Annotated in this window: 10 protein-coding genes; 8 read left to right on the top strand and 2 right to left on the bottom strand. The window is 70.8% G+C overall.

What is annotated here, in order from left to right; all coding sequences use genetic code 11:
* Positions 1-12: 12 nt before the first annotated feature.
* From ABTX18_RS32925 to ABTX18_RS32890, 8 genes are all read left to right on the top strand, one after another.
* On the top strand, positions 13-2,427 hold the full coding sequence (locus ABTX18_RS32925; protein ID WP_352126477.1) for a beta-xylosidase/alpha-l-arabinosidase: 2,415 nt from the start codon (positions 13-15) through the stop codon (positions 2,425-2,427).
* Between the two features lie 171 nt (positions 2,428-2,598).
* Complete coding sequence (locus ABTX18_RS32920) at positions 2,599-3,693, top strand: endo-1,4-beta-xylanase (protein ID WP_352126476.1); 1,095 nt, start codon at positions 2,599-2,601, stop codon at positions 3,691-3,693.
* 145 nt (positions 3,694-3,838) lie between these two features.
* Positions 3,839-7,021, top strand: a complete 3,183-nt coding sequence (locus tag ABTX18_RS32915; protein ID WP_352126475.1) for a glycosyl hydrolase 115 family protein — start codon at positions 3,839-3,841, stop codon at positions 7,019-7,021.
* Positions 7,022-7,049: 28 nt separating this feature from the next.
* Entirely contained in the window at positions 7,050-7,433 is a 384-nt protein-coding gene (locus ABTX18_RS32910; protein ID WP_352126474.1) for a hypothetical protein, read from the top strand.
* 82 nt (positions 7,434-7,515) lie between these two features.
* The gene (locus tag ABTX18_RS32905) at positions 7,516-7,788 is read left to right on the top strand and encodes a DUF1876 domain-containing protein (protein WP_352126473.1); all 273 of its coding nucleotides are present in this window, start codon (positions 7,516-7,518) and stop codon (positions 7,786-7,788) included.
* 117 nt (positions 7,789-7,905) lie between these two features.
* Positions 7,906-9,003, top strand: a complete 1,098-nt coding sequence (locus ABTX18_RS32900) for an NADH:flavin oxidoreductase/NADH oxidase (RefSeq protein ID WP_352126472.1) — start codon at positions 7,906-7,908, stop codon at positions 9,001-9,003.
* 267 nt (positions 9,004-9,270) lie between these two features.
* Entirely contained in the window at positions 9,271-12,558 is a 3,288-nt protein-coding gene (locus ABTX18_RS32895) for a LamG-like jellyroll fold domain-containing protein (RefSeq protein WP_352126471.1), read from the top strand.
* A gap of 125 nt (positions 12,559-12,683) precedes the next feature.
* Positions 12,684-13,199 (top strand): GNAT family N-acetyltransferase, encoded by a 516-nt coding sequence (locus ABTX18_RS32890; protein WP_352126470.1) that lies wholly within the window; start codon positions 12,684-12,686, stop codon positions 13,197-13,199.
* A gap of 108 nt (positions 13,200-13,307) precedes the next feature.
* Here the strand turns inward: ABTX18_RS32890 and ABTX18_RS32885 are convergent, their stop codons facing one another.
* Together ABTX18_RS32885 and ABTX18_RS32880 are read right to left on the bottom strand one after the other, a co-directional pair.
* Positions 13,308-15,578: an AbfB domain-containing protein gene (locus ABTX18_RS32885; protein ID WP_352126576.1), complete on the bottom strand. Its 2,271-nt coding sequence runs from the start codon at positions 15,576-15,578 to the stop codon at positions 13,308-13,310.
* A 172-nt stretch (positions 15,579-15,750) separates the two neighbouring features.
* Entirely contained in the window at positions 15,751-18,198 is a 2,448-nt protein-coding gene (locus ABTX18_RS32880) for an RICIN domain-containing protein (RefSeq protein WP_352126469.1), read from the bottom strand.
* Between the last annotated feature and the right edge of the window lie 222 nt (positions 18,199-18,420).

Genomic DNA, 18,420 nt, shown 5'->3' with positions numbered 1-18,420 from the left:
ACCCCTGCCCCCATGGCAATCCCCGCTGTCCCGCATGCCCGCAGCACCGGAGCGGCCCCGGCCGTCGACGGCCCCTGGCGCGACCCCTCCCGCACCCCCGAGGAGCGGGTGGCCGATCTGATCCCCCGGATGACCCTGGAGGAGAAGGCCGCGCAGCTGTACGGAATCTGGGTGGGCGCCGACGCCGACGGCGACGGGGTCGCGCCGCACCAGAACGACATGGTCGACGACGTCGACTTCGGTGACCTGACCACCCGTGGCCTCGGCCAGCTCACCCGGCCCTTCGGCACCGCCCCGGTCGATCCCGGCGTAGGTGCCCTGGGCCTCGCCCGCGCCCAGGCCCGGATCGTCGAGGCGGGACGCTTCGGCATCCCGGCCCTCGCCCACGAGGAGTGTCTGGCCGGCTTCACCGCCTGGGGCGCCACCGCCTACCCCGTCCCGCTGTCCTGGGGCGCGGCCTGGAACCCGGAGCTGGTGGCCGAGATGGCCCACCGGATCGGCGCCGACATGCGCGCGGTCGGGGTCCACCAGGGCCTGGCGCCCGTTCTGGACGTCGTGCGCGACCTGCGCTGGGGCAGGGTCGAGGAGACCATCGGCGAGGATCCCTACCTGGTGGCCACCATCGGCACCGCCTACGTCCGCGGACTGGAGTCCGCAGGCATCGTCGCCACCCTCAAGCACTTCGCCGGATACGCGGCCTCCGCCGGTGCGCGCAACCTCTCACCGGTGCGGGCCGGGGCCCGTGAGATGGCGGACGTGATCCTGCCGCCCTTCGAGATGGCGCTCCTGGAGGGCGGCGCGCGTTCGGTGATGCACTCGTACGCCGAGATCGACGGCCTGCCCGCCGCCGCCGACCCGGACCTGCTCACCGGACTCCTGCGCGACACCTGGGGATTCGACGGGACGGTGGTCGCCGACTACTTCGGCATCGGCTTCCTGGAGACCCTGCACAAGGTCGCCGCCGACCGCGCGGACGCCGCCCGGCTCGCCCTGGGCGCCGGCGTCGACGTGGAGCTGCCCACCGTCCGCAGTTACGGCGATGTGCTGGTCGCCGCCGTACGGGACGGGGTGGTGGACGAGGCGCTCGTCGACCGGGCCCTGCGCCGCGTCCTGCTGCAGAAGTGCGAACTCGGACTCCTCGACCCGGACTGGGCGGCGCTGCCCGCCGTACTGAAGGGCACGGAACCCGAGCAGGTGCGCGACACCGTCGACCTCGACCCCCCGGAGAACCGGGCCCTGGCCCGGGAGCTCGCCGAACAGGCCTGTGTGCTGCTCGCCAACCCCGGCGGCACGCTGCCGCTGCGGGACGCCGGGCGGATCGCCGTGGTCGGACCCCGCGCCGACGACGCGCTGGCCATGCTCGGCTGCTACTCCTTCCCCAGCCACGTCGGTGTCTCGCACCCCGAGTTCGAGAGGGGGATCGACGTCCCGACGGTGCTCGAGTCGCTGCGCGGGGAGTTCCCCGGCTCCGGCATCGGCTTCGCCGCCGGCTGCGAGGTGGACGGGACGGACACCTCCCGCATCGCGGAGGCCGCCCGGCTCGCCGCCGACTCCGATGTCTGCGTCGCCGTGCTCGGCGACCGGGCCGGCCTCTTCGGCCGCGGCACGTCCGGCGAGGGCTGCGACGCGGCCGACCTGTCGCTGCCCGGCGTGCAGGGCGAGCTCCTCGACGCGCTGCTGGCCACCGGCACCCCGGTGGTTCTGGTGCTGCTGACGGGCCGCCCGTACGGGCTGGGGCGCTGGGCGGACCGTACGGCGGCCGTCGTGCAGGCCTTCTTCCCGGGTGAGGAGGGCGGACCGGCGCTGGCCGGGGTGCTCTCCGGCCGGGTCAACCCGTCGGGCCGGCTTCCGGTGAGCGTTCCGCAGGGTCCGGGCGGTCAGCCCTGGACGTATCTGCAGCCGCCGCTGGGGCTGGTGAGCGGGGTCAGCAATCTGGACCCGACACCGCTCTACGCCTTCGGGCACGGACTCTCGTACACGACCTTCGACTGGGAGCGGGGCGACCCGGAACCGGCGGAGATCACCACCGACGGCTCGGCGGACATCGAGGTCACGGTCCGCAACACCGGGGAGCGTGACGGCGCCGAAGTCGTGCAGCTCTACCTGCATGACCCGGTGGCCCAGACCACCCGGCCGCAGGCGCGGCTGATCGGCTACGCCAGGGTTCCGCTCGCCGCCGGAGCGGCGGCCAGGGTCCGGTTCGGCTTCCACGCGGACCTGGCGTCCTTCACCGGCATCGGCGGCCGTCGCGTCGTCGAGCCCGGCGAGCTGGAACTGCGGATCGCCGCCTCCAGCGACACGGCCGACATCCGCCGGACGCTGCGGCTCCGGCTCAACGGCCCCGAGCGCATCGTCGACCACACGCGACGGCTCGTCTGCGGCACCTCGGTCGAGCCCGCCCCCGTGGCGGAGCCGGCCGCGCACTGACCGGCGCCGCCCGCACAGCCGCACCATCCCTCTCGTGAACCTCCCCGCCGCCGAGCGGCCTTCCCGCCGGATGCGGGGAGGTTCACGAAACTTTCGAACCATCTTCATCGAACGCGCGTCGATCCCGGCATTCGGATTCCGGGGAGCCGCGTCCACCGAAAGGGATATGTCATGCGCAAGACAACCCAGACCGCCATGATCGGCACCGCCGCCGCGGCCCTGCTCGTGTCCTCCTTCACCCTCAGCGCCTCGGCCGCCCCCGAGCACTCCGGCTCCCACGGGAAGCCGAAGCCCGCCGCAGGCACCCTGGGTGCCCTCGGTCTGCGGGCCGACCTGCGCATCGGCACGGCGGTCGACATGGCGGCCCTGGCGGACGACGCGCCCTACCGCGCCAAGACGGCGAGCGAGTTCACCTCCGTCACCCCCGAGAACGTCATGAAGTGGGAGGTCGTCGAGAAGGAGCGGGGCACCTACGACTGGGCGGCGGCGGACGAGCTGGTCGACTTCGCCAGGGCCAACGGGCAGCTGGTGCGCGGCCACACCCTGCTCTGGCACAGCCAGCTGCCGGCCTGGCTCACCGGGGGCGACTTCAGCGCCGACGAGCTGCGCGCCATCCTGCGCAAGCACATCACCGACGAGGCCGGTCACTTCAAGGGCCGGATCTGGCAGTGGGACGTCGTCAACGAGGCCTTCAACGACGACGGAACCCTGCGCGACAGCATCTGGCTGCGGAAGCTCGGCCCCGGCTACATCGCGGACGCCTTCCGCTGGGCCCGCCAGGCCGACCCCAAGGCCAAGCTGTTCATCAACGACTACAACATCGAGGGCGTCAACGCCAAGAGCACGGCGCTCTACAAGCTGGTCGTGGAGCTGCGCAAGCAGCACGTACCGATCGACGGCGTCGGCATCCAGGGGCACCTCTCCGTCCAGTACAACGCCCCGCACGACATCGCCGACAACATGAAGCGGTTCGACGACCTCGGGCTGGAGACCGCGATCACCGAGGCCGACGTCCGTGTCCCGATGCCCTCCGACAGCACCAAGCAGGAGGCGCAGGCCGAGGGGTACGACGTGCTGCTGCGCGGTTGCCTGCTCACCCGCCACTGCACCGACTTCACCGTGTGGGGCTTCACCGACAAGTACTCCTGGGTGCCCGGCGTCTTCGAGGGCGAGGGCGCGGCCAACCTCTTCGACGAGAACTACACGGCCAAGCCCGCGTACAAGGCCCTGACCCAGGACCTGAAGCTCGCCGCGGGCCGGAACTGACGAGGGATGCGCTGACCGACCGCGCGCGGTCGCAGCTCCGGGGCGGCGGGCTCCGCCGGCCGCCCCGGAGCCGGCCCGTACCGGAGGAATCCTCCGGCAGCCATCCGCCTAATTTGTCATCGCAATGAACAAATGGGAGAGCAGTATGGACGACAGCGTCCCGCAGCACACCGGCCGCCGAGCGGTGCTCGGACTCGGACTGGGCCTCACCGCGCTCACCGCGACCCCCCTCGGCTCCCTCCTCGGCCTCGCCGCCGAGGCGTCCGCGAGCGGCCACGGCCCGGCGGTGCGGCCCACGGACCCCGGCGCCTACATCTCGTTCACGCCCCGGCGCGGCAGCTTCGCCCTGGTCAGGAACGGGCGCGCGGTGCCCATCCTCGTCAGCGACCGCGACTGGGCGGGCGTCGTCCGGGTGGCGGGCGACCTGCAGAGCGACATCGAGCGCGTCACCGGCGTCCGTCCCACGCTCTCGCACGGCACGCTGCCCAAGGGCCGCGAGCTCACGATCATCGGCACCGTGGGCCGCAGCCCGCTTATCGACGGACTTGTCGCCCGGGGCAAGCTCGACGTCTCGGCGATCCACGGCAAGTGGGAGACGAGTCTCCAGACCGTCGTCGACAACCCGCTGCCCGGGGTGGAGCGCGCCCTGGTGATCGCGGGCAGCGACCAGCGCGGCACGATCTACGGCACGTACGACGTCTCGCGCGGCATCGGCGTATCGCCCTGGTACTGGTGGGACGACGTCATCCCCGTACACCGCGACGAGATCCATGTGCTGCCCGGTCGGCACACCCAGGGCACTCCCGCCGTCAAGTACCGCGGCTTCTTCATCAACGACGAGAACCCGGCGCTCGGCACCTGGGCCCCCGCCTACTTCGGCCCCGGCAAGGCGCCCGGTTTCGAGAACGGCTTCAACGCCGATTTCTACGCGAAAATCTTCGAGGTGATGCTCCGGCTCAAGGCCAACTACCTCTGGCCGGCCGTGTGGGGGCGCGCGTTCGCCGAGGACGACCCGCTCAACCACGCCACCGCCAAGGCGTACGGCGTCGTCATGGGCACCTCGCACGAGGCCCCCATGATGCGCGGCATCGAGGAGTGGAACCGCCACGCCGTCGCGGCGGTACGCGACAGCGCCGGCAACATCACCACCCCGGGCCACGACCCGTACGGCGGCACCGGCGAATGGTCCTTCCGCCGCAACGCCGAGGCCATCAAGGCCTACTGGGCCGACGGCATCCGCCGGATGAAGGACGAGGACTTCGAGGGCGTCGTCACCCTCGGCATGCGCGGCAACGGTGACGTCAGTCTCCCCGACGGCGACGGCATCGAGCTGATGACCGAGATCATCGCCACCCAGCGTGCTCTCCTGGCTGAGGTCTCCGGCAAGGACATCACCACCATTCCGCAGGTCTGGACGCTCTACAAGGAGGTCCAGCGCTACTGGGACCGCGGACTGCGGGTCCCCGACGACGTCACGGTGGTGCTCACCGACGACAACTGGTCCAACATCCGCAAACTGCCCGACCACGAGAACGACGCCCGAGAGGGCGGTTACGGCCTCTACTACCACTTCGACTACGTCGGGGCCGGCCGCAACTACAAGTGGGTGGACACCGCCTCCCTGCCGAACATGTGGGACCAGCTCCACCAGTGCGACGCCTACGGCAACCACGGGCTCTGGATCACCAACGTCGGCGACCTCAAGGGCAACGAACTGCCCACGCAGTTCTTCCTGGAGTACGCCTGGAACCCCGAGCGCTGGACCCTGGACCGGCTGCCCGAGTGGGAGGAGCGGTACGCCCGGCAGAACTTCGGCGAGAAGCAGGCCGCCGGCGTGGCCGCCGTCCTGCGCGCGTACGCCCGGCTCCAGTCGCGGCGCAAGCCCGAACTGCTCAACCGGAAGATCACCCTCGACCCGGCCAAGGATCCCGCCAAGGACGGCTCGGCGATCGTGAACGACGACCAGGCGACCCCGTTCAGCATCACCGACTACCGCGAACTGGAGCGTGTCACGGAGGAGTGGCGGCAGCTCGGCGCCGAGGCCGAACGGGTCGGGCGGCGGCTGCCGGCCTCCGCCCAGGACGCGTGGTACGAACTGGTCGGCTACGAGGTCACGGCCACCGCCAACCTGTACGCGCTGCGCGAGGCGGAGTTCACCAACCTCCACTACGCCGCCCAGGGACGGGCCCGCACCAACGATCTGGCGGCCGCCGCCGAGGCCCGGCTGGCCGACGACCTCGCCCTGGCCGACCGCTTCAACACCCAGGTGGCGGGCGGCAAATGGCATGGGTTCCAGACCCAGCCGCACATCGACTACGGCGACGTGGCCCGCTACGGCCCGAACGCACCCTGGCAGCAGCCCGAGATCAACAACGTCGCGCTCAAGGACGTCCTCTTCCCGGCCGTCAAGCGCATCGACCTGCCGGCAGGCGCCGGCATGGGCGTGGCCGTCGACGGCTCGGCCGCGTGGTGGCCGCACGAGCAGAGCCCGGCCGTGCTGCCGGTCTTCAGCCCGTACCAGAGCCAGCCCGCCCAGTACATCGAGGTGTTCAACCGGGGCCGCGCCCCGTTCGACTACCGGGTGCGCACCGGCGCCCCCTGGCTGACCGCGGACCGTGTCCGGGGCCGCGTCGAACAGCAGGACCGCATCACCCTGCGCGTGGACTGGGCCAGGGCTCCGAAGGGGGTCACCGAGGTCCCGGTCACGGTCACCGGACCGGACGGGGCCGAGGTCGTCGTCACGGCGGTCGTCGACCGCCCCGCACTGTCCCGCTCGCGCCTGGACGGCTTCGTCGAGGCCAACGGGTACGTCTCCATCGAGGCCGACCACTACAGCCGGGCCGTCGACGGCGGCGGCATTTACTGGCAGCGCATCCCGGACATCGGGCGGACGGGTGCGGGCATGGAACCCTTCCCGGTCACCGCCGCCCGGCAGACCCCGGGCGGCAACAGCCCGCGGCTGGAGTACCGGGTCAGCCTGTTCACCACCGGCCCGGTCACCGTCCACGCGTATCTGTCGCCGCGCAACAACCCGTTGCCGACCGACGGACTGACGTACGCGGTCTCCTTCGACGACGCCGCACCGCAGCGGGTGAACGTCACGAAGGCGACGGGGGCCGACGACGGCACCATGAACGCGCAGTGGGCCCGCAACACCTCCGACAACGTCAACGTCACCAGTACGGTGCACCACATCGGCGCCGCCGGAGTGCATGTGCTGAAATTCTGGATGGTCGACCCGACGGTGGTGCTGCAGAACCTGGTGGTCGACACCGGCGGCCTCAAGCCCAGCTACCTGGGCCCGCCGGAAAGCCTCCGGCTGCGCTGAGCCCGGGGACAGCCCTGAGGGAGCAGAGATGAAGAGCGGCAACGAAGACACCGGTGCGCCGGCCGAACGCCTGGACGTGACCCCCGTCGGTGCGGGTGTCGAGATCAGGATCGGCACACCGTCGGGAGAGCTCTCGCTGACCTGCACCCCCGCCCGGGCCCGGGAACTGGCCACCGCTCTCGGCCTCGCGGCGGACGAGGCCGAGAGCGCCGCTTCGGCGGACCCGGTCACCGTCAGGGCGGACGAACTGCGCCGCGGAGACGTACGCGACGGCGACCGCGCCATGACGGTCGACGCCGTCCGGAGCGACGGGGCCACCGTTCACATCACCTGGAAATCGGGCCCCGGACGCAGCTGGAACCAGCTCTACGACGCCGACGCCCGCATCACGCTGCGCCGCCGCGGGCGGTAGACCCGGTCGGCGGCCCCCGCCCCGCCGCGCATCGCCGCGGAACGGGGCGCACCCTGGAGGGGAGACTCCGGAGGTGAGCGCCATGACGCAGACGGTTGTCGGATGGCACATCGAGCTGGAATTCGAGGAAGACACCCACCGCACCCGCGCGGCCGCTCTCGTGCGGCTCTCCGACGGGAGCGAGGTCCGTGCCCACGGCTATGCCAGCCGCCATCCCTCCGACTCCGAACAGCCCAGGGTGGGCGAGGAGATCGCGGGGGCCCGCGCACTCAACGAACTGGCGATGAAACTGCTGACCAAGGCCCACGACGAGATCGACGACGCGTCCGGCCGCACGTCGTACCCGCTGACCTGAAGGGTGCGGCCCCGAGAACACACCCCTTGTACGAGGGACATCGTAATTTGACGGACGTCGTAGTACGGGATGTATCGTACTAGCGATCCTTCCGTACCCGTCGAAACGGAGTCCGTCGTGAGTGCCCTTTTCGAGCCCTTCACCCTGAGGTCGCTGGTCGTGCCCAACCGGGCATGGATGGCACCCATGTGCCAGTACTGCGCCGCGGTGGAGGGGCCCGAGACGGGTGTGCCCACCGACTGGCACTTCGCGCACCTCGCCGCACGCGCCACCGGTGGCACCGGCCTGATCCTCACCGAGGCGACCGCGGTCAGCCCCGAGGGGCGCATCAGCCCGGCCGACCTCGGCATCTGGAACGACACCCAGGCCGCCGCGTTCCGCCGGATCACCGACTTCGTCAAGGCGCAGGGCTCGACGGTCGGAATCCAGCTCGCGCACGCCGGCCGCAAGGCCTCCGTGGCGGCCCCCTGGACCGGCGGGGGCCCCGTCGGCCCCGAGGCCCACGGCTGGACGCCCGTCGCCCCCAGCCCACTGCCCTTCGACACCGGCTACCCGGTACCCCACGAGCTGACCGTCGACGAGATCCAGTCGGTCGTCGCCGACTTCCGCGAGGCCGCGCGCCGCTCCGTCGAGGCGGGCTTCCAGGTCGCCGAGGTGCATGGCGCGCACGGCTACCTCATCGGGCAGTTCCTGTCGCCGCACAGCAATCACCGCACCGACGAGTACGGCGGCAGCTACGACAACCGCGTCCGTTTCGCCCTCCAGGTCGTCGACGCCGTGCGCGCGGTGTGGCCCGCGGACCTGCCCGTCTTCTTCCGTATCTCCGCCACGGACTGGCTCACCGAGAACGCCGAGGACGAGCGCGAGGGCTGGACCGCCGACGAGACCGTGCGGCTGGCCGGGGAGCTCCAGGCCCACGGCGTCGACCTGCTGGACGTCTCCACCGGCGGAAACGCCCCCCGTGCGCGGATCGCGACCGGCCCCGGCTACCAGGTGCCCTTCGCCGAGCGCGTGAAGCGCGAGACCTCGCTCCCGGTCGCCGCCGTCGGTCTGATCACCGACCCGCAGCAGGCCGAGAAGATCCTGGCCGCGGGCAGCGCGGACGCCGTGCTCCTCGGACGCGAACTCCTGCGGAACCCGTCCTGGGCGCAGTACGCGGCGCGCGAGCTGAGCGGCGTCGCGCACGCGCCCGAGCAGTACGCGTACGCGATCTGACCGGTCCCGGGCAGCCCTCTCCCCCTCCGCCCTCCCCGTGTGTCCCGTCCGGCCGTCCTTTGACGGCGGACCGGCCCCGCGGGGAGGGCGGCTGCGTACGCGGGACGCCGGCGGGTCCGGACGCCACCGATTTATATCGTTGAAAATTTCCCGTGCACGACTGTTGTTTTGAGTTTGGTGCTGTGGCTCAATGTTCGATTATGTGCTGTGCCTCACAGGTTCGAGGCACGTGAGCTCTCTCGACAGGACGACGCCTTGAGACGACAAATGCCCCGGTCCCGCACTGTGCTCAGAACGGTGGCCTGCGCCGCCGCGCTCTTGATGCCCATCGGCGCCACCCTGGTCCCGGCCGCCGCGGCGACCCCTGCCGCGGCCGCCGGCGCCGCCTCCGCGAACACCTTCACGGCCGGCGATCCGGCCACCGCCGTGCACGGGCTGAAGGGTGAGTACTTCAGCATGTCCGCGCCCGGTGCGCGGGACTTCGACAAGCTCGGCGGGGTCTCCCTCGACCCGCAGATCAACTTCCCCGGCCTCACGGGCACCTTCGAGTCCGCCACCGGCCGCACCGAGAACACCACCGCTCGCTGGACCGGAAACATCACGGCCCCGGAGGACGGCGACTACACCTTCGCCGCGATCGGCGACAACGGCTTCCGTCTCTTCATCGACGGCCAGGTCGTCATCGATCACTGGCAGCCCGACTGGGACAAGGAGCAGACCAGCAAGCCGCTCGCGCTCAAGGCCGGCGAGCCGCACGCGTTCAAGCTGGAGATGTTCCAGGACACCGGCGGCGCCAACATGTTCCTGCGCTGGTCGAGCGCGAAACTCGCCAAGCAGCTCGTCCCCGAGTCGGCCTTCACCCCGCCGGCCGGCTTCGAGGTCTACCCGGTCGGGCTGAGCGTCGCGGACGACGGCCTGAAGCTCCAGGCGGTGTTCGACGACGAGGTCAGCGACTTCTCGTCGCTGGGGGAGCACCTCACGATCGAGGCCGACACCTCGCCGATCCCGGTGAAGTCCGTCGCCCCGGCGCCCGGCAACCCCAAGGCACTGATCGTCACCCTCGCCGGGCCCGTACTGAAGGGCCAGCAGGTCAGGGTCGCGTACGACGGCGAAGCGGGCCTCCGGGCGGGCGGGGAGGCCGTCCCGAAGATCAGCCGCAGCGCCACGAACCTCTCCACGCACCGGCTGACCACGACCTGGGGCGACAAGGTCGACCGCGACCACCCGCTGCCCGAGTACCCCAGGCCGCAGCAGGTGCGCGACGACTGGAAGAACCTCAACGGCCCCTGGGAGTTCGCCGGAGCCTCGGCGGGCGAGCAGCCGGTCTTCGGCAAGAAGCTCGATGAGCGCATCACCGTGCCCTACCCCGTCGAGTCGCAGCTCTCCGGGCTCGAGCGCCACGAAGACCACATGTTCTACCGCAAGCTCGTCACCGTCCCGAAGAACTGGTCCGTGAAGGCCGCCAAGGGCGACAAGAGCGGCAAGGCCAACCGGCTGAAGCTCAACTTCGGCGCGGTCGACTACCAGGCCCGTGTCTGGGTCAACGGCAAGCAGGTCGCCGAGCACACCGGCGGCTACACCGCCTTCAGCGCCGACATCACCGACGCGGTCAAGGGCAGCGGCCCGCAGGAGATCGTGGTCGCGGTCACCGACACCACCGGACCCGACCAGCCCACGGGCAAGCAGTCGGCCAACCCCGGCGGAATCTTCTACACCGCCTCCTCCGGCATCTGGCAGACCGTCTGGATGGAGCCCGTCGCCCCGGCCGCCGTCGACTCCCTGACGACCACCCCGGACATCAGCCAGGGCCGCCTCGCCCTGACGGTCAACTCCGAGGACGCCTCGCAGTCCGCCCGGATCACCGCCGTCGCCCGCGACAGGAAGGGCAAGGTCGTCGGCAGGGTCACCGGCCCGGCCAACCGCGAGCTGAGCCTGCCGGTCGCGGGGCAGCACCTGTGGACGCCCGACGACCCCTACCTGTACGACCTGCAGGTCACCCTCAAGGACGGCCGGTCCAAGGACACCGTCGACAGCTACTTCGGCATGCGCTCCTTCGGCGTCGCCAAGGTCGGTGGCTACCAGAAGCTGGTGCTCAACGGAAAGCCGTTCTTCTCCCTCGCCCAGCTCGACCAGGGCTTCTACCCCGACGGTCTGAACACCGCGCCCGACGACGACGCCCTGCTCTTCGACCTGAAGGCGCAGAAGGACCTGGGCTTCAACTCCGTACGCAAGCACATCAAGGTCGAACCGGCGCGCTGGTACTACCACGCCGACCAGCTGGGCCTGCTCGTGTGGCAGGACTTCGTCTCGGGCAACCTCACCGGCGAGAAGGGCCACAAGGCCTTCCTCGGCCAGGGCGCCGAGATGATGGAGCAGCTGCACAACTACCCCTCGATCGGTGCCTGGATCGTCTTCAACGAGGGCTGGGGCGAGTGGGACCGCACCGAGACCGGAAAGATCACCGAGCGGGTCCAGGCGGCCGATCCCTCCCGTGTCGTCAACGCCCACAGCGGAGTCAACTGCTGCAACTCCAAGGGTGATTCCGGCAAGGGCGACATCATCGACCACCACGACTACAACAACACCGACCCGGCCTTCCCGGACGCAGGCCGCGCGGCGATGGACGGCGAGCACGGCGGCTTCACCCTCCGGATGCCCGGACACATGTGGCCGGGCGCGCCCACCGCGATCTACAGCGGTGTCGCGGACAAGGACGCCCTGACCGCCAAGTACGTCGAGAACACGCGCGATCACTACCTGGAGGCGGCCGGAGCCGAACTCTCCGGCTCCATCTACACCCAGGTCACCGACCTGGAGAACGAGCTCAACGGCCTCTGGACGTACGACCGCCGGGAGATCAAGGTCGACCCCGCCCAGGTGCGGAAGATCAACCTGGAGGTCATCGCCGCCGGTGCGGCCGCGGGCGAGCGGGACGCGGTCAAGGGCGGCGGCGCCTGGTCCCTCGACGAGAACGGCGGCACCAAGGCCGTCGACAGCGGACCGAACCACAAGGACCTCACCCTGTCCGAGGGAACGTCCTGGGCGCCCGGAGTGCGGGGCTCGGCGCTGAAGTTCAACGGCGAGGGCCAGTACGCGCAGACCGACGGCCCGGTCGTCGACACCACCGGCGACTACACCGTGTCGGCCTGGGCGTCCCTGGACGCTCTTCCGGGCAACTACGCCACCGTCGTCAGCCAGGACGGCCGGCGCCAGGAGAACCCCTTCTACCTCCAGTACGGCCGGGGTGCCTTCGCCTTCTCCACCCCGGGCGGCAACCGGGCCCGGCTGGAGATCAAGCCCGAGCTCGGCCGGTGGTACCACGTGGTCGGCGTACGCAGCGGTGACGAGATCAAGCTGTACGTCGACGGCAGGCTCGCCGCGACCGCGGCGGCCGGGACAGCCGATGTCAGCAGCGGCGCACTGTCCGTGGGCCGGGCCAAGTGGTCGGGCGGCAACACCGACTTCTGGAACGGCTCCGTCGACCAGGTCGCCGTGTACGACAAGGCGCTGACCGCGGACGAGGTGAGCGCGCTGCACACCACCCAGCAGCCGTAGCCCAGCGCCCCGGGCTCGTCATGAAGGGCTGAACCGCTGCCTGCCTGCCGCAATCGTGTGGCGGCAGGCAGCGGCATGCGTGCACCCGGAAGCCATCGAATCCGGCCCTGTGTGAGGATCGTCGGATGGGAGAACCGGAGATCCGCCGCCGCCGTGACGACGACCTGAAGGCGTGCGTCGAGGCGCTGGCCACCGTGCACGAAGCGGACCGGTACCCGGCCGAGTGGCCGGCCGACCCGGGCGCCTGGCTGACGCCCGACGGCCTGCTCGGCGCATGGGTGGCGGTGGAGGGCTGCCCTGACGTCCTGGGGCATGTGGCGTTGACCAGGACGGGACAGGACCTGGCGGCGGACGCGGGACTTGCGGCGGACCAACTCGCCTCGGTGGCCCGGCTGTTCGCCACGGCCTCGGCCCGTCGGCGCGGGGTGGCACGGGCGCTGCTGGCCACCGCGTCGGCCGCCGCGGAAGCCGAGGGGCTGCGGCTGGTCCTGGAGGTGGAGGACGGCGGCGGGGCCGCCATCGCCCTCTACGAACACACCGGATGGCGCCACGCCGGAACCCGCACCGGCGACTGGACGACGGCCGACGGCCGCGCGGCGCTGCTGCACACGTACGTGGCCCCGGCCGGGGGCCTTCACTGAAGAAGGCGACGGCCCGGACACGACGCGCGAGCGTCGCATCCGGGCCGGTGCCACGGAGGATCGGATCAGGGCGCCCGAGGGATCGGATCAGGGCGCCCAGGGATCAGGTCATGGCGCCCAGGGCGCCTGGACCGCCCAGGTGGTGTCCTCGGTGAACGTGGCCGGGTTGTCCCAGGCGTGCGTACCGCCCGGCGTGGCCAGCCACACCTCCGAGTCGATGTGGCGCAGATAGCTGCCCGGCAGATTGACGCTCGACAGCCGGACCCCTCCCGTACCGGAGACCGTGCACCACGTGGCGTCGGCCTTGAACAGGGCCGAGCCGTCGTTCGCGTCGCGCCGGACCCGGAAGTCCCGGTGCCGCAGGTACTCGCCCGGATAGTTGCGCGACTCCAGCGAGTAGCAGTTGCTGTTGGCGAGACCGGTGACGATCTTCCACGTGGCGTCGCTCTTGAGTAGCGCGCTGCTCGTGCTGCCGACGACCGCGGTGAAGGCGAGCGCGTCCTGGTGGCGGAGGTACTTGTCGGTGTAGCCGGGGGTGGTGACCCGCAGCGACTTGTACTGGCCGGTGGGCAGGGTCACCGGCGGGGCCGGGTTCCGCGAGGCGTTGATGAGGGCCTGGTTCGCGGCCTTCACCCGTGCCGCGTCCACCTTGACGACCTGGCGGTCGTAGGTGAGCAGCCCGTTCGCCTCGTTCTCCACATCCGTGATCTCGGTGTAGACGGAGGCGGAGAGGCCCGCGGGCAGCTGGCCGACGCGGATGCTGTCGAGCAGCCCGACGAACCGGTTGTTCAGCGCGGAGACGCTCGCCTGGTCCTCGTAACTGAAACCCCCGCCGGGGAACCACTCGTGCCCCGGCACCTTGTAGCCGAGGCCGCCGAACTCGCCGAGGACGGCCGCCCGGGTCGAGGTCGGGGCGGTGTTGCCGGGGCCGACGTAGATGTGGTTGTCGATCACGTCCCCGTTCCCGCCGTCCACCGACCCGCAGCAGTTGACCCCGCTCATGTTGTTCACCAGCCGGGACGGGTCGTACGCCTTCACCTCGTCGGCGATCCTGGCCTGGTCGTACTGCCCCCAGCCCTCGTTCTCGTCGACCCACATCACCAGTGAGGGCGAGCTGCGGTGCTGGTCGATGACCGCGTGGTACTCGGCCTCCCACTGGGTGCGGGCCGCCGTGCTGGGCGTCTTGCCGGTGTCCATGGCGGGCATGTCCTGCCAGACCAGCAGGCCCAGCTTGTCCGCCCAGTAGAACCAGCGCTGCGGCTCGACCTTGATGTGCTTGCGAACCATGTTGAAGCCGAGGTCCTTGTGCGCCTGGAGATCCGACTTCAGGGCGGCGTCGGTCGGCGCGGTGTAGATGCCGTCCGGCCAGTAGCCCTGGTCCAGGGTGCCGGTCTGGAACACGAACTTCCCGTTCAGGACCGGGCGCAGGATGTTGTCGACCTTCGCCACGGCGATCGAGCGCATGCCGGCGTAGCTGCCGACCGCGTCGGTGACCGCGGGTCCGTCGAGCAGTTCCGCCTTCACGTCGTACAGGAACGGATCGTCCGGACTCCACAGGTGAGCGCTCGGAACCGGTACGGAGATCTCGGAGCCGATGGTCCCGGTGGCCGTGCCGACGACGCTCCCGCCGCTGGAGACCGTGACCCGGGCGCTCCGCCCGGCCGCGGAGGCGCCCTGCACCTTCACGCGCAGCGTGCTGTCACCGAGGTTCGGCGTCATGTCCAGGCGGGTGATGTGGGCGGTCGCGACCGGCTCCAGCCAGACGGTCTGCCAGATGCCGGAGGCCGCGGTGTAGAAGATGCCGCCGCCGCTGTGGGGCTGCACCTCGTTGATGCGCTGCTTGCCGACCGCCTGGCCGCCGGTCTGCGTCGGGTCGTACACGGAGACCACGACGGTGTTCGTACCCCCGTTGAGCTGCGGAGTGATGTCGTACGCGAACGAGTCGAAGCCGCCCTTGTGGGCACCCACCTGGACGCCGTTGACCCATACCGTGGTCTGCCAGTCGGACGCGCCGAAGTTGAGCTCGACCCGGCGGCCGTTCCAGTCGGTGGGCACGGTGAAGGCGCGCTTGTACCAGAGCTTGTCGTTCTCGGTGATCTTCCGCTGGATTCCCGAGAGCGTGGACTCCGCGACGAACGGAACCCGGATCTGATCGGGGAACGAGGCCGGCTGCCCGGCGTCCCGGCCGGTCACCGCGAAGTCCCAGATGCCGTTGAGGTTGGCCCAGTCGGGCCGCGTCAGCTGCGGGCGCGGGTACTCCGGCAGCGGCTTGTCGACCGGGACCTGTCCGGTCCACGGCGTCGTCATGGGGGAGGGCTTGGGGGCCCAGGACGCGGCGCCGGCCGGAGCCGAACCGATCCCGGTCAGCGCGGTGGACACCAGCGCCAGCAGTCCGGTGGTGGCGATCGCCCGTCTCCACCACGGCCTTCGGCCCGGCACACGTAAACGGCTCATCGATGTGTCTCCTTCGTTCTGTTCGGACCCGGTACGGGAAACTCCCCGCGCCGGGTGGCGCGGGGAGCGGTGCGGGACGGCGTGTGAACAGCCGGGTTCAGACGAGTTGCCAGAGGTGGTCGTCGGTGCCGTTGTCGTCGAACTGGACGACGTGGGCGCTGTCGGCGGTGGACATGTTGTCGACGCCGAGGACCTTGCCGGAGTGGCGGTTGCGGATGCGGTACCAGCCGTCGCCGTCGGGGACGAGTTGCCAGAGGTGGTCGTCGGTGCCGTTGTCGTCGAACTGGACGACGTGGGCGCTGTCGGCGGTGGACATGTTGTCGACGCCGAGGACCTTGCCGGAGTGGCGGTTGCGAATGCGGTACCAGCCGTCGCCCTCGGCGACCAGCCGCCAGTCGTGGTCGTCGGTTCCCGTGTCACCGAACTGGACGACGTGGGCGCTGTTGGCCGTGGACATGTTGTCCACGCCGAGGACCTTGCCGGAGTGCCGGTTACGGACCCGGTACCAGCGGTCGGCGAGCCATGGCTCCGCGCCCGGATCGGCGGTGGGGAAGGCGGTGACGCGCAGCCGCGCCGCCCCCATGGGGACGAGCGTGATCTCCTCCACCGGCTGGCTGCTCCCGGCCGGGCCGTCCTGCAGCGGTGCGACGACATGCTCGTCGTCCGCCGTCCATTCGGGGATCCGGCGGGCCTTGGCGGTCATGGTCAGCGGGGTGCCGTCGAGCGTGAACGGGTTGGCGCTCTCGAGGCGGCGGACCGTGTGGTGGCGCAGCGAGGCGGCGGGCTTCCGGCCGTCGAGGACCAGCCCGTAGTTCCACGGACCCGTGGCGTGCACCGCGTACTCCGGGAACTGATCGGTGCCGCCGATGCGCTCGTACTCCTCGCCGATCCGCAGGGAGTACGTGAGCGGGCCGCGGTCCACGCTCACGGCCCCGTGGTTGTGCTCCCAGGTGCGGACGGTGGTCTTCTGCGGGAAGCGGAGAGTCACCTTGTCGCCGTCCGCCCACGTGCGGTCGACGCGGGTGAAGGCCGGTCCGGCGGGTGCCTCGACCGGATGGCCGTTGACCGCGATCCGCGGGCTGTCGCACCATGCGGGTACGCGCAGCACCAGCGGGAAGTCCAGGCGTTTCGGCGCACTCAGGGTGAGGGTGACCGTGTCCTTGAACGGGTAGCCGGTCTCCTCGGTGAAGGTGACCTCGGTGCCGTCCGAGACCTTCGCGGTGACCTCGCAACTCGCGTACATGGCGGCGGCGAGACCCCCGTCCGGGGTGGCGAGCCACAGCTCCTCGACGAAGTAGGGCCAGCCCATGCCGTAGTTGTGCGGGCAGCAGCGGTACTGGTCGACGCCGGGCAGGAACGCCTGCATGGCGAAGCCGTTCTGGAACTGGCGTTCCCGCTTGGGGGCGTTGTCCAGATCGACGCTGTTGGCGCTGGTGATGTAGTGGACCGCCCTGCCGGACGGGTCGAGCGAGGCGGGCAGCGAGTTGAACGCCAGCTCCTCGCAGCGGTCGGCCCACAGCGGGTCCCCGGTGATCCGGGTGAGCAACTGGTGGCTGGCCATGAACTCGACGATTCCGCACGTCTCGAAGCCCTGGCGGGGGTCGCCGTGTCCGGGGCGGGCGTTCTCGTCCCCGGCGAAGCCGCCGCCGGGGAACTGGCCGTACTGGTCCATCGCCTTGCCGTATGTCCCGTACGTGTTCCGGGTGTCCTCGGCCGAACCGCTGCGCAGCGCGTACTGGGCCGGCTCGCGGAAGCCCTGCGCGATGTTGACGTTGTGCGGGTTGACCAGGTTGTCGCCCCAGTCGGCGCCGTTCGCGTGGATCTTGTCGGCGAGGTCCAGCAGGAAGGCGTCGCCGGTGCGGTTGTAGAGCCAGAAGACGCTGTCCAGGCCGTCGCCCCAGCGCAGCGCGATCCAGCTGGTGTTGAACGCGCCGGGACCCTGGGCGTTCATGTAGCGGAAGAACCGGCTGAGGAAGGGGATGACACGGGTGTCGCCGGAGTACTCCTGCCATGAGCGCAGGGCCTGTACCAGGGGCAGGAAGGGCCAGAAGTCCGGGCCGCCGTTCAGGGACGTACGCAGCGGCTTCGGGCCGAAGAAGCCGTCGGGCTGCTGGGTGGCGAGGATCGCGTCGAACCAGCGGCGGACGGCGGCCAGGGCCTTGGCGTCACCGGTCACGATCGCGAGGTCGGTGTATCCGCGCAGCCAGTACGGGACTTCCTCCCAGCCGCCCAGCTCCGGGCGGACCCAGCCGGTGGCGGTGAAGTCGAGGAAGTGCGAGAACTCCTCGTAGCGGCCGCACAGTCCGTCCAGCTGGAGCTGCAGCTGTCCGGCAAGCCAGCCGCGAGCGGTGACCTGGCCGGGTGGGAGCTTCAGGAACGCGGTCGGGTGCAGCGGTGCGGCGTTGGGCGCGTAGTGGCCGCCGTGAGCCGGCTTCGCCCGGTGGGCGGCCGCCGTGGCGGTGGTGGCCCAGCGGCCGGACGCGGCCGTGGTGGCGGCGACGGTGGCCAGCGCACCGGTCATCAGTTGTCTGCGGTTCAGGGGCATGGAGGGCTCCTGCTCTCGGCCGGCCGTGCGGGGCTCCGGCGCGGAAACGGCACGTCTCACTGCGGGGGCCTGCCATGAAGCCCGCCCGCCCCGGGGCGGATGCGGAACACGCGCACGGCAGGGCACGGCGTCGCGATCGGAGGGTTGCGCGACACCGTGCTTGCAACGTTGGAAAATTGGGTACCGGCGGTATGACAGCACGGCGCCGGGCTGCTGTCCAGG

This window comes from Streptomyces sp. NPDC096323, assembly GCF_040302845.1.
Taxonomy (GTDB): domain Bacteria; phylum Actinomycetota; class Actinomycetes; order Streptomycetales; family Streptomycetaceae; genus Streptomyces.
The sequence above is the reverse complement of the archived record's forward strand: the minus strand, read 5'-3'. Positions and strand labels throughout refer to the sequence as shown.